General features: G+C 69.3%; 21 protein-coding genes. 11 read left to right on the forward strand and 10 right to left on the reverse strand.

Going from position 1 to position 21,134, the window contains the following annotated elements; all coding sequences use genetic code 11:
• Positions 1 to 46 precede the first annotated feature (46 nt).
• From DMC61_RS16615 to DMC61_RS16630, 4 genes are all read right to left on the reverse strand, one after another.
• Complete coding sequence (locus tag DMC61_RS16615) at positions 47 to 1,210, reverse strand: lactate 2-monooxygenase (protein WP_125690039.1); 1,164 nt, start codon at positions 1,208 to 1,210, stop codon at positions 47 to 49.
• Positions 1,211 to 1,223: 13 nt separating this feature from the next.
• Positions 1,224 to 2,432, reverse strand: coding sequence for a cation:proton antiporter (locus tag DMC61_RS16620; RefSeq protein ID WP_125690040.1), 1,209 nt, complete (start codon positions 2,430 to 2,432; stop codon positions 1,224 to 1,226).
• Positions 2,433 to 2,474: 42 nt separating this feature from the next.
• Positions 2,475 to 2,786 (reverse strand): hypothetical protein, encoded by a 312-nt coding sequence (locus DMC61_RS16625; RefSeq protein WP_125690041.1) that lies wholly within the window; start codon positions 2,784 to 2,786, stop codon positions 2,475 to 2,477.
• A 63-nt stretch (positions 2,787 to 2,849) separates the two neighbouring features.
• Entirely contained in the window at positions 2,850 to 4,316 is a 1,467-nt protein-coding gene (locus tag DMC61_RS16630; RefSeq protein WP_125690042.1) for an APC family permease, read from the reverse strand.
• A 188-nt stretch (positions 4,317 to 4,504) separates the two neighbouring features.
• Between DMC61_RS16630 and DMC61_RS16635 the strand changes: the two genes are divergently transcribed.
• The gene (locus DMC61_RS16635; protein WP_125690043.1) at positions 4,505 to 5,146 is read left to right on the forward strand and encodes a GPP34 family phosphoprotein; all 642 of its coding nucleotides are present in this window, start codon (positions 4,505 to 4,507) and stop codon (positions 5,144 to 5,146) included.
• A gap of 50 nt (positions 5,147 to 5,196) precedes the next feature.
• On the opposite strand, the gene DMC61_RS16640 is transcribed toward DMC61_RS16635, so the two are convergent.
• On the reverse strand, positions 5,197 to 5,577 hold the full coding sequence (locus DMC61_RS16640) for a hypothetical protein (RefSeq protein WP_228688323.1): 381 nt from the start codon (positions 5,575 to 5,577) through the stop codon (positions 5,197 to 5,199).
• Between the two features lie 145 nt (positions 5,578 to 5,722).
• On the opposite strand from DMC61_RS16640, the gene DMC61_RS42125 reads away from it, so the two are divergent.
• Both DMC61_RS42125 and DMC61_RS16650 read left to right on the forward strand, forming a co-directional pair.
• Positions 5,723 to 6,757, forward strand: coding sequence for an ArsR family transcriptional regulator (locus tag DMC61_RS42125; protein WP_370456412.1), 1,035 nt, complete (start codon positions 5,723 to 5,725; stop codon positions 6,755 to 6,757).
• Between the two features lie 28 nt (positions 6,758 to 6,785).
• Positions 6,786 to 7,637, forward strand: coding sequence for a chitosanase (locus DMC61_RS16650; protein WP_125690044.1), 852 nt, complete (start codon positions 6,786 to 6,788; stop codon positions 7,635 to 7,637).
• 85 nt (positions 7,638 to 7,722) lie between these two features.
• On the opposite strand, the gene DMC61_RS16655 is transcribed toward DMC61_RS16650, so the two are convergent.
• The 3 genes from DMC61_RS16655 to DMC61_RS16665 are packed head-to-tail and all read right to left on the reverse strand — an operon-like array spanning position 7,723 to position 9,896.
• The gene (locus DMC61_RS16655) at positions 7,723 to 8,715 is read right to left on the reverse strand and encodes a PHP domain-containing protein (RefSeq protein ID WP_125690045.1); all 993 of its coding nucleotides are present in this window, start codon (positions 8,713 to 8,715) and stop codon (positions 7,723 to 7,725) included.
• 18 nt (positions 8,716 to 8,733) lie between these two features.
• Positions 8,734 to 9,237, reverse strand: coding sequence for a metallophosphoesterase (locus DMC61_RS16660; RefSeq protein WP_125690046.1), 504 nt, complete (start codon positions 9,235 to 9,237; stop codon positions 8,734 to 8,736).
• Entirely contained in the window at positions 9,237 to 9,896 is a 660-nt protein-coding gene (locus DMC61_RS16665) for a GntR family transcriptional regulator (protein ID WP_016332125.1), read from the reverse strand. The genes DMC61_RS16660 and DMC61_RS16665 overlap by 1 nt, the downstream gene beginning before the upstream one ends.
• Positions 9,897 to 9,932: 36 nt before the next feature.
• On the opposite strand from DMC61_RS16665, the gene araD reads away from it, so the two are divergent.
• The 4 genes from araD (at position 9,933) to DMC61_RS16685 (ending at position 16,246) form a co-directional block, all read left to right on the forward strand.
• The gene (gene araD / locus DMC61_RS16670) at positions 9,933 to 11,651 is read left to right on the forward strand and encodes an L-arabinonate dehydratase (protein WP_125690047.1); all 1,719 of its coding nucleotides are present in this window, start codon (positions 9,933 to 9,935) and stop codon (positions 11,649 to 11,651) included.
• 150 nt (positions 11,652 to 11,801) lie between these two features.
• A complete protein-coding gene (locus DMC61_RS16675) occupies positions 11,802 to 13,604 on the forward strand; it encodes a VanW family protein (protein ID WP_125690048.1) in 1,803 nt (600 codons plus the stop codon).
• 74 nt (positions 13,605 to 13,678) lie between these two features.
• A complete protein-coding gene (locus tag DMC61_RS16680; RefSeq protein WP_125690049.1) occupies positions 13,679 to 14,890 on the forward strand; it encodes an MFS transporter in 1,212 nt (403 codons plus the stop codon).
• Positions 14,891 to 15,031: 141 nt separating this feature from the next.
• Complete coding sequence (locus tag DMC61_RS16685) at positions 15,032 to 16,246, forward strand: GGDEF domain-containing protein (RefSeq protein WP_233594829.1); 1,215 nt, start codon at positions 15,032 to 15,034, stop codon at positions 16,244 to 16,246.
• A gap of 69 nt (positions 16,247 to 16,315) precedes the next feature.
• On the opposite strand, the gene DMC61_RS16690 is transcribed toward DMC61_RS16685, so the two are convergent.
• On the reverse strand, positions 16,316 to 17,668 hold the full coding sequence (locus DMC61_RS16690) for a TrpB-like pyridoxal phosphate-dependent enzyme (RefSeq protein ID WP_125690050.1): 1,353 nt from the start codon (positions 17,666 to 17,668) through the stop codon (positions 16,316 to 16,318).
• Positions 17,669 to 17,744: 76 nt separating this feature from the next.
• Between DMC61_RS16690 and DMC61_RS16695 the strand changes: the two genes are divergently transcribed.
• The 4 genes from DMC61_RS16695 to DMC61_RS16710 are packed head-to-tail and all read left to right on the forward strand — an operon-like array spanning position 17,745 to position 20,627.
• Positions 17,745 to 18,629: an arginase family protein gene (locus DMC61_RS16695; protein ID WP_125690051.1), complete on the forward strand. Its 885-nt coding sequence runs from the start codon at positions 17,745 to 17,747 to the stop codon at positions 18,627 to 18,629.
• Positions 18,626 to 19,315, forward strand: coding sequence for a dienelactone hydrolase family protein (locus DMC61_RS16700; RefSeq protein ID WP_016332118.1), 690 nt, complete (start codon positions 18,626 to 18,628; stop codon positions 19,313 to 19,315). Before DMC61_RS16695 ends, DMC61_RS16700 begins: the two co-directional genes overlap by 4 nt.
• Positions 19,316 to 19,364: 49 nt before the next feature.
• Complete coding sequence (locus tag DMC61_RS16705) at positions 19,365 to 20,159, forward strand: PIG-L family deacetylase (RefSeq protein WP_125690052.1); 795 nt, start codon at positions 19,365 to 19,367, stop codon at positions 20,157 to 20,159.
• Positions 20,160 to 20,162: 3 nt separating this feature from the next.
• The gene (locus tag DMC61_RS16710; protein WP_125690053.1) at positions 20,163 to 20,627 is read left to right on the forward strand and encodes a YfbM family protein; all 465 of its coding nucleotides are present in this window, start codon (positions 20,163 to 20,165) and stop codon (positions 20,625 to 20,627) included.
• Positions 20,628 to 20,718: 91 nt separating this feature from the next.
• Here DMC61_RS16710 and DMC61_RS16715 read toward each other — a convergent pair whose 3' ends face one another.
• Complete coding sequence (locus tag DMC61_RS16715; protein WP_125690054.1) at positions 20,719 to 21,117, reverse strand: RidA family protein; 399 nt, start codon at positions 21,115 to 21,117, stop codon at positions 20,719 to 20,721.
• Positions 21,118 to 21,134: the final 17 nt, after the last annotated feature.

A 21,134-nucleotide genomic window follows, 5' to 3' on the forward strand; every position in this document is an offset into this window, starting at 1 on the left:
CCTCTGAATGCGGTAGTTGGTGCCACGAACTACCGCATCCAGAGGACTAAACGCGGGTGAGTGAGCCCGGCGTGAGGTCGGCGAGCCGCCGGTGCCCGGACAGGCCCATGGTCAGGTCGAGGTCGGCGAGCAGGCTCCGCAGCACGTGCCGGACGCCGTCCTCCCCCGCGTGCGCCAGGCCGTACACCCACGGCCGTCCCACCAGCACGGCCTTGGCCCCGAGCGCGAGCGCCTTGGCGATGTCGGCACCGGTGCGGATGCCGGAGTCGAACAGGATCTCCAGCCGGTCGCCGACCGCGGCCACGATCTCCGGGAGCGCGTCGAGCGAGGCGACCGCGCCGTCGACCTGGCGGCCGCCGTGGTTGGACACGACGATCCCGTCCATCCCGGCGTCCACGGCGCGGCGTGCGTCGTCGGGGTGCTGGATGCCCTTGAGCACGATCGGCCCGTCCCAGTGCTCGCGCAGGAACGGCAGCCGGTCCCAGGTGCTGTCCGTGCCGGTGATCATCGAGATCCAGCGCAGGATCGCGGTGGGCGGGTCCTCTTCGGGCGTCTTCTCCAGCAGGCCGCGGAACACCGGGTCACTCAGCGGGACGCCCAGGCCCACGCCCTTGATGAACGGCAGGTACGCGTGGTCGAGGTCGTTCGGGCGCCACGCGAGGGTCCAGGTGTCGAGGGTGACGACGAGCGTGGTGAACCCGGCGGCCTTCGCCCGCGCCAGGATGCTCGCGCAGACGTCGTTGTCGGTCGGCCAGTACAGCTGGAACCAGCGCGGCCCCTCACCACTGGCCTCGGCGACGTCCTCGATGCTCGTGGACGACGCCGTCGACATGACGTAGGGCAGGCCGACCGACGCCGCGGCCCGCGCGGCCGCCGGCTCGGCGCCCTCGTGGACGATCGACTGCACGCCGACCGGCGCCAGCAGCACCGGCGCCGGAACGGGCGTGCCGAGGACCGTCGTGGACAGATCGCGTTCGGTGGCGCCGGTGAGCATCCGCGGCACCAGGCGCCAGCGGTCGAAGGCCTCGCGGTTGGCCCGGGCGGTGGCACCGGAACCGGCCGAACCGGCGACGTACCAGAACGGCCCGGGCTCCAGGATCTCCCGCGCCGACTCCTCCAGCTTCGTGGCGTCGGTGGAGCACGGCGGGAAGGTCCCGCCGAGCCCCTGCAGGTAGATCTCGTTCTGGTAGCCGCCGAACCGCTCCGTCACCCAGGCCTCCTCGTCACGTCGCCCTGGCCGGCTCGTCGCGGCGGGTCGAGCCTCGGACAATACTCGCCGGTAGCAACCAGGTGAGCTTCTCGGAACGGATGACCGCGACTGGACCGATCACGGCCAGCAGCAGGACGTAGCCCGCGACGAACGGCGCGACCCGCGAGTCGAGCCCGGCCGCGGTCGCCATCGCCGCGAGCACCAGCGAGAACTCGCCCCTGGTGAGCACGGTCAGCCCGATGTTCACCCCGGCCTGCCGGTCGAACCCGTTGACCCGCGCGGCCAGCGCGCCCGCGCCCAGGTTCAGCACGATCGTCAGCGCCACCGCGATCAGCACCGGCACGACCACCGAGCCGACCGCGTTCGGATCGATGCTGAGCCCGAAGATGAAGAAGAACAGCGCGCCGAACGCGTCCCGCAGCGGGAGCACCAGCTTGTGGATGCGCGGCGCGACCTTCGAACCGCCGAGCATCATGCCGACCATGAACGCGCCGATGGCGTCGGACACCCCGACCTCCTCGGCGACCGCGGCGCCCATGACCGCGACACCGACGAAGCAGACGGTCAGCAGTTCGTCGTCGGCCGAACCGAACAGCTTCGACACCACCCGGCCGCCCCAGCGGGCGAGCGCGGCCATGACGATCAGGAACGCGAAGGCCTTGCCGAAATCGGCGAGCGCCGAGCCGAAGCTCCCGGCGCCGGACAGCACCGGCTGCAGCAACGCCAGGTAGAGGGCGAGGAAGATGTCCTCGATCACGATGATGCCCATGATCAGCCGGGATTCGGGGTTGTCCATCCGGCGGGCTTCGAGCAGGAGTTTGGTGACGATCGCCGACGACGAGATGCCGATGGCACCGGCGATGACCAGCGCTTCCCTGGTCCCCCAGCCGAGCAGGAAGCCGAACGCCAGCCCGCCGCCGATGTTCAGGATCAGGTAGATCAGCCCGGACCAGACGAGTTTGCGCCCGCCCTTGGCCAGGTCGTCGAGGGAGAATTCGAGGCCGAGGTAGAACAGGAGGAAGACGAGGCCGAGACCGGCGAGCACACCGAGCTCGGCTGGATCGTCCACAAGGGACAGTCCGGGGGTGTTGGGGCCGAAGACGAAACCGGCCAGCATGAACAGGGGGATGGTGGGCAGCCCGATACGGGCGCCGGCTCTGGCGATGACACCGGCGGCGAGGAACGCCCCGCCGACGGCCAGCAGGGCATGACCGGAACTCATGGAGACCTCCGATGGATGGCTGATGCGGGAAGAAGACGCCGATCAGCGCGGAGGTGCCCGTGCGGGCGCCTGGGGCACCGCACGGGTGATGACGACGGGTTCGCCCTGCTCAGGGGCGTGGCCGGCGTCGGGGAGGTCGACGGTCTCCGCTTCGGCGGGAGCGTCGGCGAGGGGCACGGCCTGCCCGCCGTGGAAGGCGGGCAACGGATGGGTCGCGAAGACGGCGACGGGATCTTCCTTCGCGGCCCGGCCGTGCCCATGGGGAACGGTCGGCGTGACGAAGGCGAAGACGAGCAAGATCAGCAGGAAGAAGACGGAACGGTGCCGTGCGGCGGGGGCACGGGTGGTCGTCATCTGCCCGCCACTTTACCATTCCTTTATAGACAAATCGACCAGGGGTCCGTCACGTATGTCCATTTAGGACCGCTTGGCGGCGGCGAGCTCCTCGTCTTCGAGCGGTCCGCCGATGGCGGCATACGTCTCGGGATCCTTCGTCCGCAACACTTCCGCGCGCAGGAAGCCCGCCAGCGCGGCGACGAGCACGAGACCGGGCAGGCCCCAGCGCAACAGGAACGTCCCGGCCGGGCCGAGCAGCAGATCGAAGTTGAGCAGGATCAGCGCGAGGACGGCCGACAGCGCGAGGATCGCCAGCGACGGCGCGATCCAGCGGCGCCAGGCGTTTTCGGCGTCGCGGCGCCGTTTGAAAAAGCCGATCACCGAAAGCGAGACGGCGATCATGATCACCACGACCCCGGTGGACGCCGTCGAGCCGAGCCAGGTGAACAGTTCGGTCACCGGGTCGCGGCCCGCGATCGCGAAGAGCGACACGACCGTCATCGCCAGCGCGGTCTGTGTGAGCGAACCGGCCACCGGCGCGCCGGTGCGTTTGCTGGTCTTGGCCAGCGAGCGCGGCAATAGCCCTTCCCTGCCCAGCGCGAAGAAATACCGCGCGACGGCGTTGTGGAAGCTCAGCAGCGCCGCGCACTGACCGGTCACGAAAAGCGTGTACGCGACGTCGGAGAACGTGCCGCCGAGGTGTTCGCCCGCCAGGTTGAACAGCAGATCCGGGCCCTGGGCGGCCGCGGTCGTCACGATGACGTCCGGTCCGGTGCCCACGGCCAGCGCGAGCGACGAGACGACGTAGAGCACCGCGGTGAGCGCGATCGCGGCGAACGTCGCCCGGCCGACCGTGCGGCTGGGTTCCCTGGTCTCCTCGCCGTAGGTCGCCGCGCCCTCGAAGCCGATGAACGCGGCCGCGGAGAACGCGAACACCGCGCCCACGCCGGTGGTGAACAGGCTCGACGGCTCCAGCGGAACCCAGGAAACGCCGCCACCGGCCGGATTCGAGAACAACGCGATGTCGACGATCGCGACGACGGCCACCTCGAGGCACAGCGCCACCCCGAGCACCTTGGCGTTGAGATCGACCCGCAGGACACCGAGCGCGCCGACGAGAAGGACCATCACCAGCGCGCACAACCACCACGGCGGCGGGGATCCGGTGAGCGTGCCCAGCCAGGTCGACACCGACCAGCCGAACAGGCCGTAGATGCTGATCTGGATGGCGTTGTAGGAGATCAGCGTGACGAAGGCGATCCCGGCGCCGGTGGATTTGCCGACACCGTTGGCGACATACGGATAGAACGCGCCGGCATTGGTGATGTAGCGGCTCATCGCCGCGTAACCGACGGCGAAGAGGCCCAGGATCGGGGCGAGCAGAAGGAACGACAGCGGCACGCCGACATTGCCGGTGACCGCGTAGTTCGTCGGGACCCCGCCCGCGATGGCGAAGAGCGGACCCGCCGCGGCCACCACGAAGAACACGATCTGGGCGGCTCCGAGCCGCCGATGACCGAGACCGCGCCGCGGTCTTTGCGTACCCATGGACCCGTCCCCCCGGACGTCGGTATGGCGGTGAAAGATCTTGATCTTCCGAAGCCATCCCACCTTAGGGCCGGGCACCCCGGCGAGGTACGTCCGTTCAGGCTAAAAACGGACCTCGGGTCGCAGTGGTACGCGCGCTACCGCTACTTTGGCCGTCCCGCACTTCAACGCCGGAGGGCGTGCCATTCATGCGTCGGCTGACCTTGGTCGATTCCCTGTTCTTTCTCGCCCACGACGAGTTCACCGGAAAACCCGCGTTGCGCCGCACGGGACTCGGGATCGGAATGGCCGGTTCCGCGCTCTGCGATCTCCTCCTCGCCGAGCGGATCACCGTGGAACGCAAGCGAATCCGCCCGCTGTCACGACGCGGCCTCGCCCATCCCCCGCTCGACGGGGTGTTCTCGGAAATCCTGGCCGAACGCGAGCGGCACACCGTCCGGGAATGGGTCACGCATCTGCGGCACGACCTCGGGGAAACGGTCGCGGGGAATCTGCTCGCCGCCGGGGTGATCGACCGCGAGACCGACCGGGTGCTCATGCGGAAGAATCACCGGTACCCGCCGCGGGATCTGCTGTTGTCGACGGCCGCGCGCAGCAAGGTGCGGGCGGCCGTCCTCGGCACCGAACAGCCTGATCCGCATTCAGTCTGTCTTGCGCTGCTGGCCTGGACCATCGGGCTCGACGACTTCTGCGAACCGGAACTCGACCGGGCGGGCCTGCGCGCCTGGGTGGAGTCCACTCAGCGGGACCTGCCGAAGGCGCTCGCCGAGCTGATCTCGGGGGTCGACGCGGTGTGCGCCGCCGTCGTCTACACCGGCGACCGGCGATAGCCCGGGTGGCCTGTGCGGACGACGGACGTGCCCACCGCGCCGGTCCAGGACTAGCCCGCCGGCACCGAGGAGAGGTGCGCCCACGGGTTCGCGGCCTTGAGCCCGGTGAAGGTGAAGGACTGATTCGTGTTCTTGGGGCAGGCCTTGCGGCTGGTGTCCCAGCGGTTCTCGCTCGGCCAGTAGATCTTGAGCACGATGCAACGATTGTCGGCCGCGCTGTCGTAGACCTTGCCCTTGATGGTGACGGTGTTGCCGCTGCAGGTCGCCCAGAACTCGGTCCATCCGCCTGAGACGACCTCGTTGTACTGGAACTGCCTGCACTTCACCTCCCAGCTGTTGGTCGTCGCCGCCTGGGCGGGTGCGGCCGCGAACAGCGTCCCGAACGCCATCGCCGCACCCGTGGCGGCGATGCCGAGCTTCCTGATGTTCATCTTCATCCCCTCGGTAGTGGACCTTGCCCGACGAACCGTGCCAGGCCCGGTGCGCCTCCCCCGGCCAGTTTTAGTTCTCGCTGAAACATCGCCAAGACGGGCATTCCGTGCGTTAATTCCTGCGGGGACCTGGGGAGGGGGCGCTGTGCTGCGCGTGCATTTTTCCGGAGACGATCTTGGCCGCGTCAGGGTCGCGACGAGGCCGGATCCGCTGTGGGAGACGACGTTGAGCCTGCACCGGCTGCAACGCGGGGACGGTGACCTGCGGGTGCGGAAGTGGCGTGGTGCCGTCCGCACCCGTCTGCCGAAGGCCGCGGGGCCGTTGCTGACGCTCGTCCCGCCCAGCGGGTACTTCCCGGACTTCCTCACGCCGTCCGGCGAAGACCTCGAAGAGCAACTGGACCTGGTGTGCCGCACCGAGCGCCTCGCTCTGCGGCGGGATCTGGCGGTGCTGGCACGATCCCGGCGGCCGACACCGTGGGCACGCGATCTGGGTGACGCCAACCCGGCCGCGCTCGGCGCGCTGACGCGAGCGGCCCGGTCCTACCACCGTGCGGCGATCGAGCCCGTCTGGAACGACATCCTCGCCTGCTTCGACCGTCAGCGCGCGAGACAGGCACGGCTTCTGCTCACGGACGGCGTCGACGGGCTGCTGCGCGGGCTTTCCCCCGCGATGCGGTGGAAAGCGCCGGTGCTCGAGGTCGACTACCCGGTGCGCCAGGACCTCCACCTCGATGGGCGGGGGCTGCTGCTCATCCCGTCGTACTTCTGCTGGCGGACCGGGGTGACCCTGGTCGAGAACGACCGGGTGCCGGTGCTCGTCCACCCATCGAAGAGCACGTTCCCGAAACCGTGCGCCCCGGCCACGGCTCCGCCTTGGCCACACTGCTGGGGCACACGCGTGCGGCCGTGCTGGAGACGATCGAAAGCGGCGGGCGGACCAGCGATGTCGCGCGCCGCGCGGGCATCTCCATGTCGTCGGCGAGCCAGCACGCCACGGTGCTGCGTGAAGCGGGTCTCGTGCTCAGTACGCGTGAGGGCAACACCGTGCGGCATCACCTCACGCAACTGGGGTCGGCACTGCTGCGCAAGAATCTTTAACCGGCTCTCCCTCTTGCCGGAAACTGTCACCCATGGTTATCGTGTGCCCACGCCGCAGCAACACCTGATGAGAAAATGACAATTCTCTGTGGAAAGGGACACCTTTCATGAGTGACACCCTGCGGCCCGCGATGCGTCGTGCTCTCGGCGCGGTCTCCGTTCTCGCCCTCGCCGTTTCCGGCCCCGTCGCGATCTCTTCGCTCGCGTCCGCGGCGCCCAGCCCGGCGTCGGCGCCGATCTTCGCTTCCGGTGGCGATCTCGCCTCGCCGGAGAAGAAGGAGATCGCGATGCAGATCGTCTCCAGCGCGGAAAACTCCTCCCTGGCCTGGAAAGCGCAGTACTCCTACATCGAGGACATCGGCGACGGGCGCGGGTACACCGCCGGCATCATCGGGTTCTGCTCCGGCACCGGGGACATGCTGGAACTCGTCGAGCGCTACACGAGCTCGGTCCCGGACAACCCGCTCGCGGAATACCTCCCGGCGCTGCGCAAGGTCGACGGCACCGAATCGCACGAAGGGCTGGGCACCGGTTTCGAAAACGCTTGGCGGGAGGCCGCCGGCCGCGAGGACTTCAAGGCGGCGCAGAACAGCGAACGGGACCGCGTCTATTTCGACCCGGCGGTGAATCAGGCGAAATCGGACGGTCTGGGCGCACTGGGACAATTCATCTATTACGACGCCATCGTGATGCACGGCCCGGGCACCAGCCAGGACAGCTTCGGCGGTATCCGCTCGGCCGCTCTCCAGCAGGCGAAGCCGCCCGCGCAGGGTGGTGACGAGACGGCGTACCTCAAGGCGTTCCTCGACGCGCGGCGCGTGGTCATGAAGCAGGAAGAGGCGCACGCGGACACCTCGCGGATCGACACCGCGCAGCTGGTGTGGCTCAACGACGGCAATCTCGACCTGCACACCCCGCTGAAGTGGGCGGTCTACGGGGACCCGTACGAGATCGGCTAGCGCACCGCGACGCATGTCATGAAAGGGCCGTTCAGGACATCTTTCGTCCTGAACGGCCCTTTCATGACACACACGAGGAGGTGAACTAGCCCGCGAGCAGGTCCTCGGCGGTCCGCGTGTTGATCACCCGCTCCGGCTCGATCCCCAGTTCGTTGGCCCGCTCGCAGCCGAAGACCAGCCAGTCCAGCTGACCGGGGGCGTGCGCGTCGCTGTCGATCGCGAAATCGCAGCCAAGGTCCACGGCAAGGTTCAGCAGCCGCGTCGGCGGATCCCGGCGTTCGGGCCGCGAGTTGATCTCGACGGCGACCCCGTTGTCCCGGCACGCGGTGAACACGGCTTCGGCGTCGAACTCCGACTCGGGCCGTTTCCCGCGGCCGCCCATCACGAGCCGTCCGGTGCAATGCCCCAGCACGCGGACCCGCGGATGCTGCACCGCGGCGATCATCCGCGGCGTCATCTCCTTCGCGGGCATCCGCAGTTTCGAGTGGACACTCGCGACGACGAAGTCCAGCCGCTCCAGCAGTTCTTCCTCCTGGTCGAGTGTGCCGTCCAGGTGGATGTCGACCTCGATGCCGTGCAGGATCCGGAACGGCGCCATCGTCTCGTTCAGTTCCGCGACGACGTCCATCTGACGGCGCAGCCGCTCGGGCGAGAGCCCGTTCGCGACGGTCAGCCGCGGCGAGTGATCGGTCAGCACCATCCATTCGTGGCCGAGCGCGCGGGCGGCCTCGGCCATCTCCTCGATCGGGCTGCCACCGTCGGACCAGTCCGAATGGGTGTGGCAGTCGCCGCGCAGCGCCGCCCGCATCGCGCCGCCGTCAGGCAGCTTCGGCTCGCCGATCTTCTCGAAGTACGCGGGACGGCGGCCGGCGAGGACGTCTTCGACGACGGCCGCGGTCGCCTTGCCGATGTTCGGCAACGCGGTCAAGGTGCCCGCCGCGGCGCGTTTGCGCAGGTCGTCCGCCTCGATCTTGGCGATCACCGAGGCCGCCTGCCGGAACGCCCGCACCCGGTAGGTCGGCTCGCCCGCGCGCTCCAGCCGGAACGCGATCTCCCTCAACGCCTGCGCCGGTTCCATGCCTACCTGTCTACCCCGTCAGCGGCGAAGAGGCAGCTCATGCAGCGTGACGTCGCGCAATTCGCCGTCGCGGACCTCGGCGGTCTGATAGGTGCAGAACGGCTGCCGCCGCCGGTCGGTCGGCGAGCCGGGGTTCAGCAGCCGCAGCCCGTTCGGCGTGACGGTGTCCCAGGGGATGTGACTGTGCCCGAACACGAGGACGTCGGTCTCCGGGAACTGTTCGTCGCAGCGCCGTTCACGGCCCTGTTTGCCGCCGGTTTCGTGGACGACCGCCAGCCGGACGCCGTCGAGGTCGGCCCGCGCGATCTCGGGGAGCCGCGCCCGCAGATCAGCGCCGTCGTTGTTGCCGTAGACGCCGAGGAGCCGCTTGCTCCGGGCTTCGAGTTCGTCCAGCAGGGCGGCCTCGACCCAATCGCCTGCGTGGACGACGACGTCCGCCTCGTCGACCTCGCGCCAGACCTGCTCCGGCAGCGCCTTCGCGCGCAGCGGCAGATGGGTGTCGGCGATGAGCAGCAGCCGCATCAAGCGTCTCCGATGGTCTCGAGGGTCCGCTCCAGGAAATCGCCGATGTGGGCGCGCAGCAACCGGGCCGCACCTTCGGCGTCGCCCTTCTTCGCCGCCGCCAGCACCGCCTTGTGCTCGTTCCATTCCTTGCGCCAGCTGGGATTCGTCTCCCAGCCGACCACGCTGATCAGCGCGGCGCGGTCCCTGAGATCGTCCAGCATCGAGACCATCAGCGGATTGCCGCAGCCGCTGTAGAGCGCCCGGTGGAACCGGCGGTTGAGCAGGCTGAGCGCGGCGTGGTCCTTGTCCGAAAGCGCCGCCGACGCCTCCTTCAGCGCTTCCGCGGCGTCTTCGAGCAGGTCCGGGGAGCGGCGTTCGACCGACCGGCGCACGGCCTCGGGCTCCAGCACCATGCGGACGTCGTACACGGACTTCGCCAGCTCCGCGTCCACCACGCACACCGAAGCGCCCTTGTACGGGCTGAACGTCACGAGCCCTGTGTTCGACAGCACCTTGAGCGCCTCGCGGACCGGCGTCTTCGAGACGCCGAGCCTGGCCGCGAGCTCGGCTTCGACCAGCGGCTGACCGGGCTTCAACTCCCGGGTGAGGATGCCGCGGCGGATCTCGTCGAGCACCACTTCGGTCCGCGAAGCGGGCAGGCTGAAGGTCGAAGACATGGGCCCGATCATATATGAGATGCCATACTCGCGGACATGAGGAACCCCGAGGAACTCCGGAGCCATCGCTGGTTCGGCGGCGACGAGCTGCGCGGCTTCAGTCATCGTGCCCGCAGCAGGCAACTCGGCTACAACCCGGAGGAACACCTCGGGAAACCCGTCATCGCGATCCTCAACACCTGGAGTGACATCAACCCCTGCCACATGCATCTGCGCGAGCGGGCCGAACAGGTCAAACGCGGGGTGTGGCAGGCGGGCGGATTCCCGCTGGAGTTCCCGGTCGCGACGCTGTCCGAGACGTTCCAGAAGCCGACGCCGATGCTCTACCGCAACCTGCTTTCCATGGAGACCGAAGAGATCCTGCGGTCCTATCCGATCGACGGCGCAGTGCTCATGGGCGGCTGCGACAAGACGACCCCGGCGTTGCTGATGGGCGCGACGAGCGCGGGGCTGCCCGCGATCTTCGTACCCGCCGGGCCGATGCTGCGCGGGCACTGGCGGAACGAGGTGCTCGGCAGCGGCACCGACATGTGGAAGTACTGGGACGACAAGCGGGCCGGCCTGATCGGCGACGAGGAACTGTCCGAATTGGAGCGTGGGCTGGCCCGTTCCCCCGGAACCTGTATGACGATGGGGACCGCGTCCACGATGATGTCGGTCGCCGAAGTACTCGGGCTGACCTTGCCCGGCGCCGCGTCGATCCCCGCCGTCGATTCGGCGCACCACCGGATGGCCGCGGCGAGCGGCGCGCGTGCCGTCGAGATGGTGTGGGAGGACCTCACCATCACGAAGATCCTCGACGAGCGCGCCTACGCCGACGCGATCACCACCGTGCTGGCGCTCGGCGGCTCCACCAACGCCGTCATCCATCTGATCGCGATGGCGGGACGCGCGCGGATCCCGCTGGCATGCGACGATTTCGACGCGATCGCGCGCCGGGTCCCGGTGCTGGCGAACATCCGGCCGGGCGGCGACTGGCTGATGGAGGACTTCTATTACGCCGGCGGGCTTCCCGGCCTGCTTTCCCGACTGACCGACCTGCTGCATACCGATCGGGTGACGGTGACCGGCCGGACACTCGGCGAGAACCTGGCTTCGGCGCGGGTACACGACGACGATGTCATCCGCACGCGTGACAACCCTGTCGCCGAAGAAGGAGGAGTCGCGGTGCTGCGCGGGAATCTCGCGCCGTCCGGGGCGGTGATCAAGCACATCGCCGCCGAACCGCGGCTACTTGTCCACACTGGACCGGCGGTGGTCTTCGACGACTACCGGGACTTGAAGAAACGCATCAACGACCCCGCGCTCGGCATCACCGAGGACTCGGTGCTGGTGCTGCGCGGATCCGGCCCGCTCGGCGGCCCCGGCATGCCCGAGTACGGGATGCTGCCGCTGCCGGATCACCTGCTGGCCAAGGGGGTCCGCGACATGGTCCGCGTTTCCGACGCGCGGATGAGCGGCACCAGCTACGGCGCCTGCGTGCTGCACGTCGCACCGGAGTCCCATGTGGGCGGTCCGCTCGCACTCGTCCGTGACGGCGATCCGATCACCCTGGACGTCCCTTCACGACGGCTGAGCCTCGACGTCGATGATGCGGAATTGCAACGTCGCCGGGCGGAGTGGACCACACCACCCCCGCGGTACGAACGGGGTTACGGCGCGTTGTACGCCGAACACATCACGCAAGCCGATGAAGGCTGTGACTTCGACTTTCTCGCCAGAGTGGGCGAAAATCCGGAACCTGACGCCCAGTGACCACCCGACGGAGTGACCCGATCACCCAACCGGGCGAGTTGCAGGCTCACAAAACGCGCCCCGTATCTTGAACCTACGTCCGGAACGTGTGGAAGGCCCGGACGTTCGATCACGAAGCCCGGCGCTCGCCGGACCGTGGAGGGTGGAGAGTTGCCGCAGGAACCGCGCTGGCCCGAGTCCCACGCTGAGCAGACGGACATTCTCCCGGTCGTCACGCCCGGGTTCGCGGAGTCTGCCACGCCGCAGGAGCCCACGCCACCGAAGCGCCGTCGCAGCTATCGCAAGGCCGCCTTCATCGGCGGCGGCGTGTTCGGCCTCCTGGTCGTCGCGTACGCCCTCGACGTGCTGGTCTCCCAGGGCAGCGTCCCCCGCGGCGTCACCGTCGCCGGGGTCGACGTCGGCGGGATGGACCGCACGGCGGCCGAGAAGGAGCTCCGCGGCGGTATCGAGCCGCGGCTGACCCGGCCGGTGAAGGTCGTCGCGGGCGACGCCGAGGAGTCGCTGGCGCCGAACAACGCCGGCCTGCGCCTCGACTGGCCCGCCACCCTCGACCAGGCGGGCGACCAGCCGCTGAACCCGTTCACGCGGATCGCGTCGTTCTTCTCGACCACCGAGGTCGGTGTCGTCACGCAGACCGACGACGCCAAGCTCAGCGGCGCGCTGGAGAACCTGCGCGACAAGGTCGACCGCGACCCCGTCGAGGGCACCGTGCGCTTCGAGGAGGCCAAGCCGATCGCGGTCGAGCCGAAGGCCGGGCAGAAGCTCGACCTCGAAGCGGCCAAGAAGACCATCCTGGAGCGCTGGGCCAGTGGCGAGCCGCTGACGCTCGCGGTCACCCAGACCCCGGTGAAGGTCTCGCCGGAGGCCGTCCACGCCGCCCTCGATCAGATCGCGAAGCCCGCCGTGGCGGCGCCGATGGTCGTCAAGGGCGAGGGCAAGGACGCGGTCGTCAAACCCGAGCAGATCGCGGCCGCGCTGACCTTCGAGCCCGTCGACGGCGGTGTGCTGAACCCGAAGGTGGACAACAACAAGATCATCGAGGCGGCGGGCCCGCAGCTGAAGTCCACCGAAAAGGAGGGCAAGGACGCGCAGATCGTCTTCGAAGGCGGCAAGCCGACCGTCCAGCCCTCCGAGGACGCCAACGTCGTCGACTGGGAGCCGAGCCTCAAGCCGGTGCTCGACGTGCTCAAGCGCGCCGCGCCCCGCGAGCTGCCGGTGACCTACAAGAAGACCCCGGCCAAGGTGACCACCGAGCAGGCGAACCAGCTCGGCATCAAGGAGGTCGTCAGCGAGTTCAAGACCGGCGGCTTCGCGCCGGACTCGGGGACGAACATCCGGGTCGTCGCGCAGAAGGTCAACGGCGCCATCGTGAAGCCGAACGAGACGTTCAGCCTCAACGGGTTCACCGGGCCGCGCGGCGCCGCGCAGGGCTACGTCGAGGCGGGTGTCATCAAGGACGGCGCGCCCGGCCGCGAGGTCGGCGGCGGGATCTCGCAGTTCGCGACCACGCTGTACAACGCTTCGTACTTCGCCGGCATGAAGGACACCGAACACAAGGAACACAGCTACTACATCAGCCGTTACCCCGCCGCGCGCGAGGCGACCGTGTTCCAGAACCACAGCGGTGGCAGCGTCATCGACCTGAAGTTCACCAACGACACGGACACCGGTGTCGCGATCCAGACCATCTGGACGCCGTCGGACATCACGATCCGGCTGTGGGGCACCAAGAAGTACACCGTCGAGTCGATCCCGGGCGGCCGCACCAATCCGTCCGAGCCGCCGACGAAGCCCGGCCCCGCCGAGAACTGCAAGCCCAGCAACGGCGCGCCCGGCTTCACCACGTCGGACACCCGGGTCATCAAGGACGCCGCGACCGGCCGCGAGATCCGGCGCCACACCCGGAACGTGCACTACAACCCGCAGCCGAAGATCACCTGCGGCACGGAGTAGCTTCGAGGGTTCACCACCCGCGCCCGGAGCGGTACGCTGAGTGACTCACTCGACCGGGCGGGGGTGGTCACCTCGTGGACTCCAAGGCGACCTTCCGGCAGATCCTCGCGGTCGGTGAGCTGCGCGCGATCTGGTTCGCGGAACTCCAGTCCATCCTCGGCGACCAGGTGGCCAGGGTCGCCCTGTCGGTGCTGGTGTTCCAGCGCACCGGCTCGGCGACGTGGCCCGCGCTGACCTACGCGCTCACCTATCTCCCCGACCTGATCGGCGGGCCGTTGCTCGGCGGGTTGGCCGACCGGTACCCGCGCCGCGCGGTGATGGTCTGCTCCGACGTCGTCCGCGCGCTCCTGGTCGCGGTGCTCGCCGTCCCCGGCATCCCGCTGCCCGTGCTCGCCGCCGTGCTCGTGGTGGTGCAGCTGGCCAACGCGCCGTTCACCGCCGCGCAGGCCGCGGTCCTCCCGTCGGTGCTCAGCGGGGATTCCTACGTGCTCGGCCAGTCCCTGCTGAAGATCACCAACCAGATCGGTCAGCTGGCCGGATTCGCGCTGGGCGGCGCGGTGATCGCCGCGATCGGACCGGGACGCGGGCTGGCGCTGGACGCGGTGACGTTCGCCGTCTCGGCGGTCGTCCTGCGGCTGGGGGTCCGCGCGCGGCCCGCTTCTGGAGCGAGCGGACCGGCGACGTCGACCCTGCGGCGGCTTTCGGCGGGCGCCAGGACGATCTGGCGTGATCGCCGGTTGCGCGCGCTGGTCGGCCTGGCGTGGTTGGCGGGTTTCGTGATCGTGCCGGAAGGGCTCGCCGTGCCCTACGCCGCGGAGATCGGCGGCGGGGCGATGACCGCGGGGCTGCTGCTCGCGGCGCATCCCGCGGGGATCGTGCTCGGGGTGTTCGCGCTGGGCCGCCTCGTGCGGCCCGAGATCCGGTTGCGCCTGGTCGGCGCGCTGGCGCTCGGTGCGATCGTGCCGCTCGCGGCGTTCTGGTTCCGGCCCTCGCTCCCCTACGCCGCCGGACTGCTCGTGCTGTCCGGGATGTGCGCGGCCTACCAGGTCACCGCGAGCACCACGTTCATGCGACTGGTACCCGACACCGAACGAGGCCAGGCCTTCGGCCTCGCCGGGTCGGGACTCATCGCCGTGCAGGGAATCGGGCTGATCGCCGGCGGCCTGCTCGTCGGCGTGCTCGGTTCACCGGCGACGACGGTCTCGGTCATCGCACTCGCCGGTCTCGTAGTGGCTGTTCCGGCCACCCGGGCTTGGCGCCACGTGGCCCCACCGCACCCCCTTTAGACCGGAACCCGGTACTCACCAGTTCTGCCCGCGCATAGGGCTCACCCCCTCCGCTTTCCCGCTCCCGGTCACGCGTGGTGCACCCACGCCTACCCATACAGCGTAGTGACACCTAGTATCCAACCGATTACGTTCGTCTCCGTGGCGCTAACGAATTGGGCGCTGTGGCGGCTACCCAACCGTGGTTTGATCGGCTTCGTCCTCCTGGTGGACGTCGCGGCGATCGCCGGATCCGCCTGGTCTTTTCTCCGCATCCCCTTCACCGAGGGCGACGCGCTCCCCTTCGCGATCCTGATCCTCAGCTCCGTGCTGTACACGGAGTTGTCGCGCCCGGTGGAGCGGGTCCGGGAGCGGTTCGCCGGCACACCGCACATCTCGCTCGACAGCGTGTGGACCTTCGCCGCCGTGCTGCTGGTGCACCCGGCGCTCGCCGCGCTGGTCATCGCCGTGTCGTTCTTCTACCGCTGGTTCCGCGGGCAGCCGAACCCGTTGTTCCGGCGGATGTTCTCCGCCTCCGCGACGGTGCTCTCGGGGTTCGCCGCGGCCGCCTTCCTCGCCCGGTACGCGGAGCCGTTCGACGTGCTCCCCCGCGACGCTTCCTCGTTCGGTTCGGTGGCCGCGGCGGGCGGGGTGTTCCTGCTGGTCAACACCGTGCTGATGACGATCGCGGTGTACTACGGCACACCGCACGAGCGGCTTCGGGACGCGCTGGCGAAGCCGTTCGAGTACGCGCTCGAAGCGGCGACGATCGCGCTCGGCGTCATCGTCGCGTGGGCGCTGCGGGACTGGCCGGTGGTGCTGCTGCTGGTCGTCGGGATCACGCTGGTGCTGCACCGCGGGGTCCTACTGCGGCAGCTGAAACGGCAGGCGCGCAGCGACGCCAAGACCGGGCTGCTCAACGCGAAGGCGTGGCGTGAGGCCGCGACCGACGAACTCGACCGCGCGCGGCGCGCGGGGCGGCACACCAGCCTGCTGATGGTCGACGTCGACCGATTCAAACTGATCAACGACCGGCACGGGCATCTGGTCGGCGACCGGTATCTGGCGGCGATCGCGGAAACGCTGCGTACCGAGGTGCGCGGCACGGATCTGGTCGGGCGCTTCGGTGGCGAGGAGTTCGTCGTCCTGCTGCCCGGCACGCCCGCCGTGCACGCCCACGCGATCGCGGAGCGGATCCGGTCGAGCGTGGCGTCGCGCGCCGGTGACCTGCCCGAGCACGTCACCGTGTCGATCGGGCTCGCCGACCGGCCGGGGGTCGCCGATCTGGACACGGTGCTCGCCGTCGCCGACCGGGCGCTGTACCAGGCGAAGAACACCGGGCGGAACCGGACTTCGGGCTACCAGGTGACCGGCTGACCCCCGCGTTTCGTCCTCTGAATGCGGTCCTTGCACACGCAAGGACCGCATCCAGAGGACGAAATGCGCTCAGGGGAGGCCGGCAAGGGACTTCTCGAGGGCTTCGTCGGGCAGCGCGCGATCGGAGATGTTCCCCGCCAGGTACGCGCCGTACGCCGGAAGGTCGAGGTGCGCGTGTCCGCACAGCGCGGTCAGGATCACCTTCTCCTCCCCGGTTTCCTTGCACCGCAACGCTTCCTGGATACACGCGGCGAGCGCGTGCGTCGGCTCCGGCGCGGGGATGATGCCCTCCGTCCGGGCGAACCGCACTCCGGCGGCGAAGCAGTCCTCCTGCCCGATGGCGATCGCGTCGATCAGCCCGAGTTCGTAGATATGCGAGATCAGCGGTGACATCCCGTGATAGCGCAGGCCACCGGCGTGGATGGGGTCGGGGATGAAGTCGTGACCGAGCGTGTGCATCTTCAGCAGCGGCGTCAGCCCGGCGGTGTCCCCGAAGTCGTACGCGTACTTCCCGCGGGTGAGCGTCGGGCAGGCGGCCGGTTCGACCGCGCGGATCACCGGGTCCATCCGCCCGGCGAGTTTCTCGCGCAGGAACGGGAAGGCGAGCCCGCCGAAGTTGGATCCGCCGCCGGTGCAGCCGACGAGGACGTCCGGGGTGTCCCCGGCCAGCTCGAACTGCTTGAGCGCCTCTTCACCGATGATCGTCTGGTGCAGCAGCACATGGTTGAGCACGCTGCCGAGCGCGTAGCGAGTGTTCTCCGCCTGCGCCGCCTGCTCGACGGCCTCGCTGATCGCGATACCGAGGCTCCCGGTCGAGTCCGGATCGGCGGCCAGGATCGCGCGGCCGGATTCGGTCAGCTCGGACGGGCTCGGGTGCACCTTCGCGCCGAAGGTCTCCATCATCAGCTTGCGATACGGCTTCTGGTCGTAGGAGGCGCGGACCTGCCACACCTCGCATTCGAGCCCGAAGGTGGTGGAGGCGAACGCGAGCGCGCTCCCCCACTGCCCGGCGCCGGTCTCGGTGGTCAGCCTGGTGACGCCCTCCGCCGCGTTGTAGAACGCCTGCGGTACGGCGGTGTTGGGCTTGTGCGAGCCGACCGGGCTGACACCCTCGTACTTGTAGTAGATACGCGCGGGGGTGCCGAGCGCCTTCTCCAGCCGCCGCGCCCGGAACAGCGGCGACGGACGCCAGAGCCGGTAGACGTCCAGGACCTCTTCCGGGATGTCGATGTACCGCTCGGTGCTGACCTCCTGGGCGATGAGCGCCTGCGGGAACAGCGGCGCGAGATCGTCCGGGCCGACCGGCTCGCGGGTGCCGGGATGCAAGGGCGGTGGCGGCGGCTCCGGCAGATCCGGGACGACGTTGTACCACCGGGTCGGCATGTCCGCTTCGTCGAGGATGTACTTGGTCCGCTCCGCCATGGGGCCTCCTCCGTCCGTCCCATCAACCTAAAGGGACGGACGGCGCGGCACCAGACATCGCTACTACGGTGTGACCATGGGGAATCTCGTACTGCTCGACGCGCCGTCCAACCTCGGGCTGCGGCCGCCCGCCGAAGGTGTGGTCCCGGGCTGTTACAAGGCGCCGGGCGCGCTGCGTGACCACGGCCTGCTCACCCGGTTGGGGGCGGCCGATGGCGGCATCGTCACCCCGCCGCGCTATCTGCCCGCGTGGTCGCCCGATGGCGGCGTGCGGAACGCGGCCGGGATCGCGGCCTACACCGAGGCCCTCGCCGGACGCCTCGCGAAGATCCGCGCGGACGGTGGCTTCCCGGTGGTGCTCGGCGGCGACTGCTCGATCGCGCTCGCCGCGATGCTGACGCTGCGTCGCGAAGGCCGCTACGGCATCGTCTACTTCGACGGACACGACGACTTCCGGCATCCCGGCAATTCCGAGTACGTCGCCAACGTGGGTGGCGAGGCCCTAGCCGTCGTCACCGGCCGCGGCCAGCCGGAACTGGCCGATGTGGACGGTCTGAAGCCCTACGTCCGCGACGAAGACGTCCTCGTGCTCGGCGTTCGCGCGGAGGAGTCCGCCGAGGCACGGGACGCCGGGCTCCGGGTCGTGACCAGCCAGGAGATCATGGCGTCCGGCACCGACGGCGCGCTCGCCGCCGCACGGGAGATTTTCGCGCCACTGGACGGTTTCTGGATCCACATCGACATCGACACGCTCGACCCGGAGTATGTGTCCGCTGTGGACAGTCCCGATCCGGGCGGGCTCAGCCCGGACAAACTCGTCGAGCTGCTCCGCGGCCTGCTCGCGATCCCCGGTGCCGCCGGGCTGGAGCTGACCATCTTCGATCCCGACCTCGACCCCGACGGCACGCAGGCCGCCCTCGTGACGGATTGCCTCGTACGCGCACTGGAAGGAACCCGATGACCAAGGTGACCGTCGCCGACGGCTCGTTCGACGCCCCGCTCTGGCTGCCCGAATCCGGCTCCGGCCCCGGCCTGGTGCTGATCCAGGAGATCTTCGGCCTCGACGACTACCTCAAGTCGGTCGCCGCGGACCTGGCCGCTCTCGGCTACGTCGTCGCGGTGCCCGAACTGTTCTGGCGTATCTCGCCCGGATGGTCGGCCACGCACGACGAAGCCGGGGTCTCCGCGTCGATGGCCGTCGCCGGCCAACTGGACCCGGCGAGCGCCGTCACCGACGTGCTCGCCACCCTGGCGACGCTGCGCGCCTTGCCCGAAACCGACGGCCGCGCGGGCGTCTTCGGCTTCTGCCTCGGCGGCTCGATGGCCTACGCGGCCGCCGCCGAAGGCGACCCGGACGTCGCGGTTTCGTACTACGGCTCGCGCGTACCCGAACAGCTTCCGTTGCTGGACCGGATCACCTGCCCGATCCAGTTCCAGTTCGGGGGCGCGGACCCCTACATTCCCGTCGAAGGCGTGCGCCGCCTCGCCGACGCGGTCGCCTCCCACGACGGGGCGGAGATCCACATCCACGAGGGCGCGGGGCACGCGTTCCACAACCACGTGGCGCCGATGTTCCATCAGCCGGAGCCCGCCGCGGCGGCCTGGGCGCTGACGCTGGAGTTCCTGGGGCGGACCTTCCCGGCCTGAGGCGGCCGAACGCCGGAATATGTCGGTGCCTCCCGGTAGTTTCCCCACCATGGCCACATTGGTGAGTTTTCACGCCCACCCCGACGACGAGTGCATCGTCGCGGGTGGCGTCATGCGCAAGGCCTTCGAGGAAGGCCACCGTGTCGTGCTCGTCGTCGCGACCAGGGGGGAGGTCGGCGAGGTGCCGGACGGGTTCCTCGACGACGGAGAGGAGTTGTGGCAGCGCCGCGTGCAGGAGACGCACGCCTCCGCCGAGGTCCTGGGGGCCAAACGCGTGGAGTTCCTGGGGTACACCGATTCCGGCATGATGGGCGAGCCGCGCAACGACGTGCCCGGCACGTTCTGGCAGGCCGACGTCGAGGAGGCCGCGCAGCGGCTGGCCGCGATCCTGCGCGAGGAGCAGGCCGACGTCCTGACCGTCTACGACGACAACGGCGGCTACGGGCATCCGGACCACATCCAGGTGCACCGCGTCGGCATGCGCGCGGCCGAGCTGGCGGGCACGCCGCGCGTCTACGAGGCGACGAGCAACAGTGACGAGATGCGCCGCGGTATGGAGGAAGCGGTGCGGACCGGGCAGATGAAGGCCGAGGACCTTCCCGATTTCGAAGACGGTTCCGAGTTCGGCAAGCCGGAAGCGATCCTGACGGCGAGGGTGGACGTCACCGCGTACCTGCCGTACAAGCGGGCCGCGATGCGCGCGCACGCCAGCCAGATCAGCGAGGACTCGTTCTTCCTGGCGATGCCCGACGAGGGTTTCGCGCAGGCGTTCGGCGTCGAGTGGTTCATCCGTGCCGGGCAGGGTCCGGGCATCACGGAGACCGACATCATGGCCGGTCTCTGACCGATGGGCATGTGCGGTGCGTATCTCCGGGTCACGCCGGAGGAATTGCGCGAGCTGATCGAGGAGCCCGAGCGGTACTGGACCTACGCCGAAAAGGCCGACGGGACCGAGCGGGCGATGGACATCGACAAGGCGTGGAACGCGCTGTGGTTCCTGGCGAAGCGCGCCGGGTTCGAGGGCGAGTTCGTACTGGGCGGGACCTTGCTGGGGGAAGCGGACAGCGACGGACCGCCGCGGTACTTCACCGCGGATCAGGTGCGGACGGTCTCCGCGGAGATGGCGCGGACCGGGTTCGATCGGCTCTCGGAAGGCGTCGAGCTCTCGGAACTGGAGGCCGAGGGTATCTACCCGTCGATCTGGGACGAGCCGGACGCGCTCGATTACGTGCGCGGGCACTACAACGAGCTGGTGACCTTCTTCGCTGAAGCCGCGAAGGCCGGGGAGCCGGTCGTCACGATCATCACCTGACGAAGCCTGCCGCAGTCCGTGAAGGCCTCCTTGAGGGACTCTGGGTCCCTCAAGGAGGCCTTCACGGAACTTCGCGGACTCGACGCGCAGGTCAGGCCGTGGCGGCGGTGACGTCGAGTTCGACGAGCTGCCCGGGGTAGCCGAGCTGCGCGACGCCGAGCAGGGTGCTCGCGGTGGTGAAGGCCTCCCCGATCGCCGACCCGACGAACCGGTCCCACACCGCCGAGAGCACGTCCGCGTCCGGCGTCACCACGTAGATCACCGTGCGCACGACGTCCGCCGGGGTCGCCTTGGCGAAGGCGAGCGCGGCGGCGGTGTTCGCGACGACCTGGTCGACCTGGGCGAGCACGTCGCCTTCGACGACCTTGCCGTCTTCGGTGAGCGGGCACTGGCCGGCGAGGTGGACGTCTCTGCGGCCTTCGACGATGGTCACGTGGTGGTAGGTGGGTGTGGGGTGCAGACCGGGCGGATGGTGGCGTTCAATGGTCACGAGCCGCATCCTCACCG

Source organism: Amycolatopsis sp. WAC 04169 (assembly GCF_003947535.1).
Taxonomy (GTDB): domain Bacteria; phylum Actinomycetota; class Actinomycetes; order Mycobacteriales; family Pseudonocardiaceae; genus Amycolatopsis; species Amycolatopsis keratiniphila.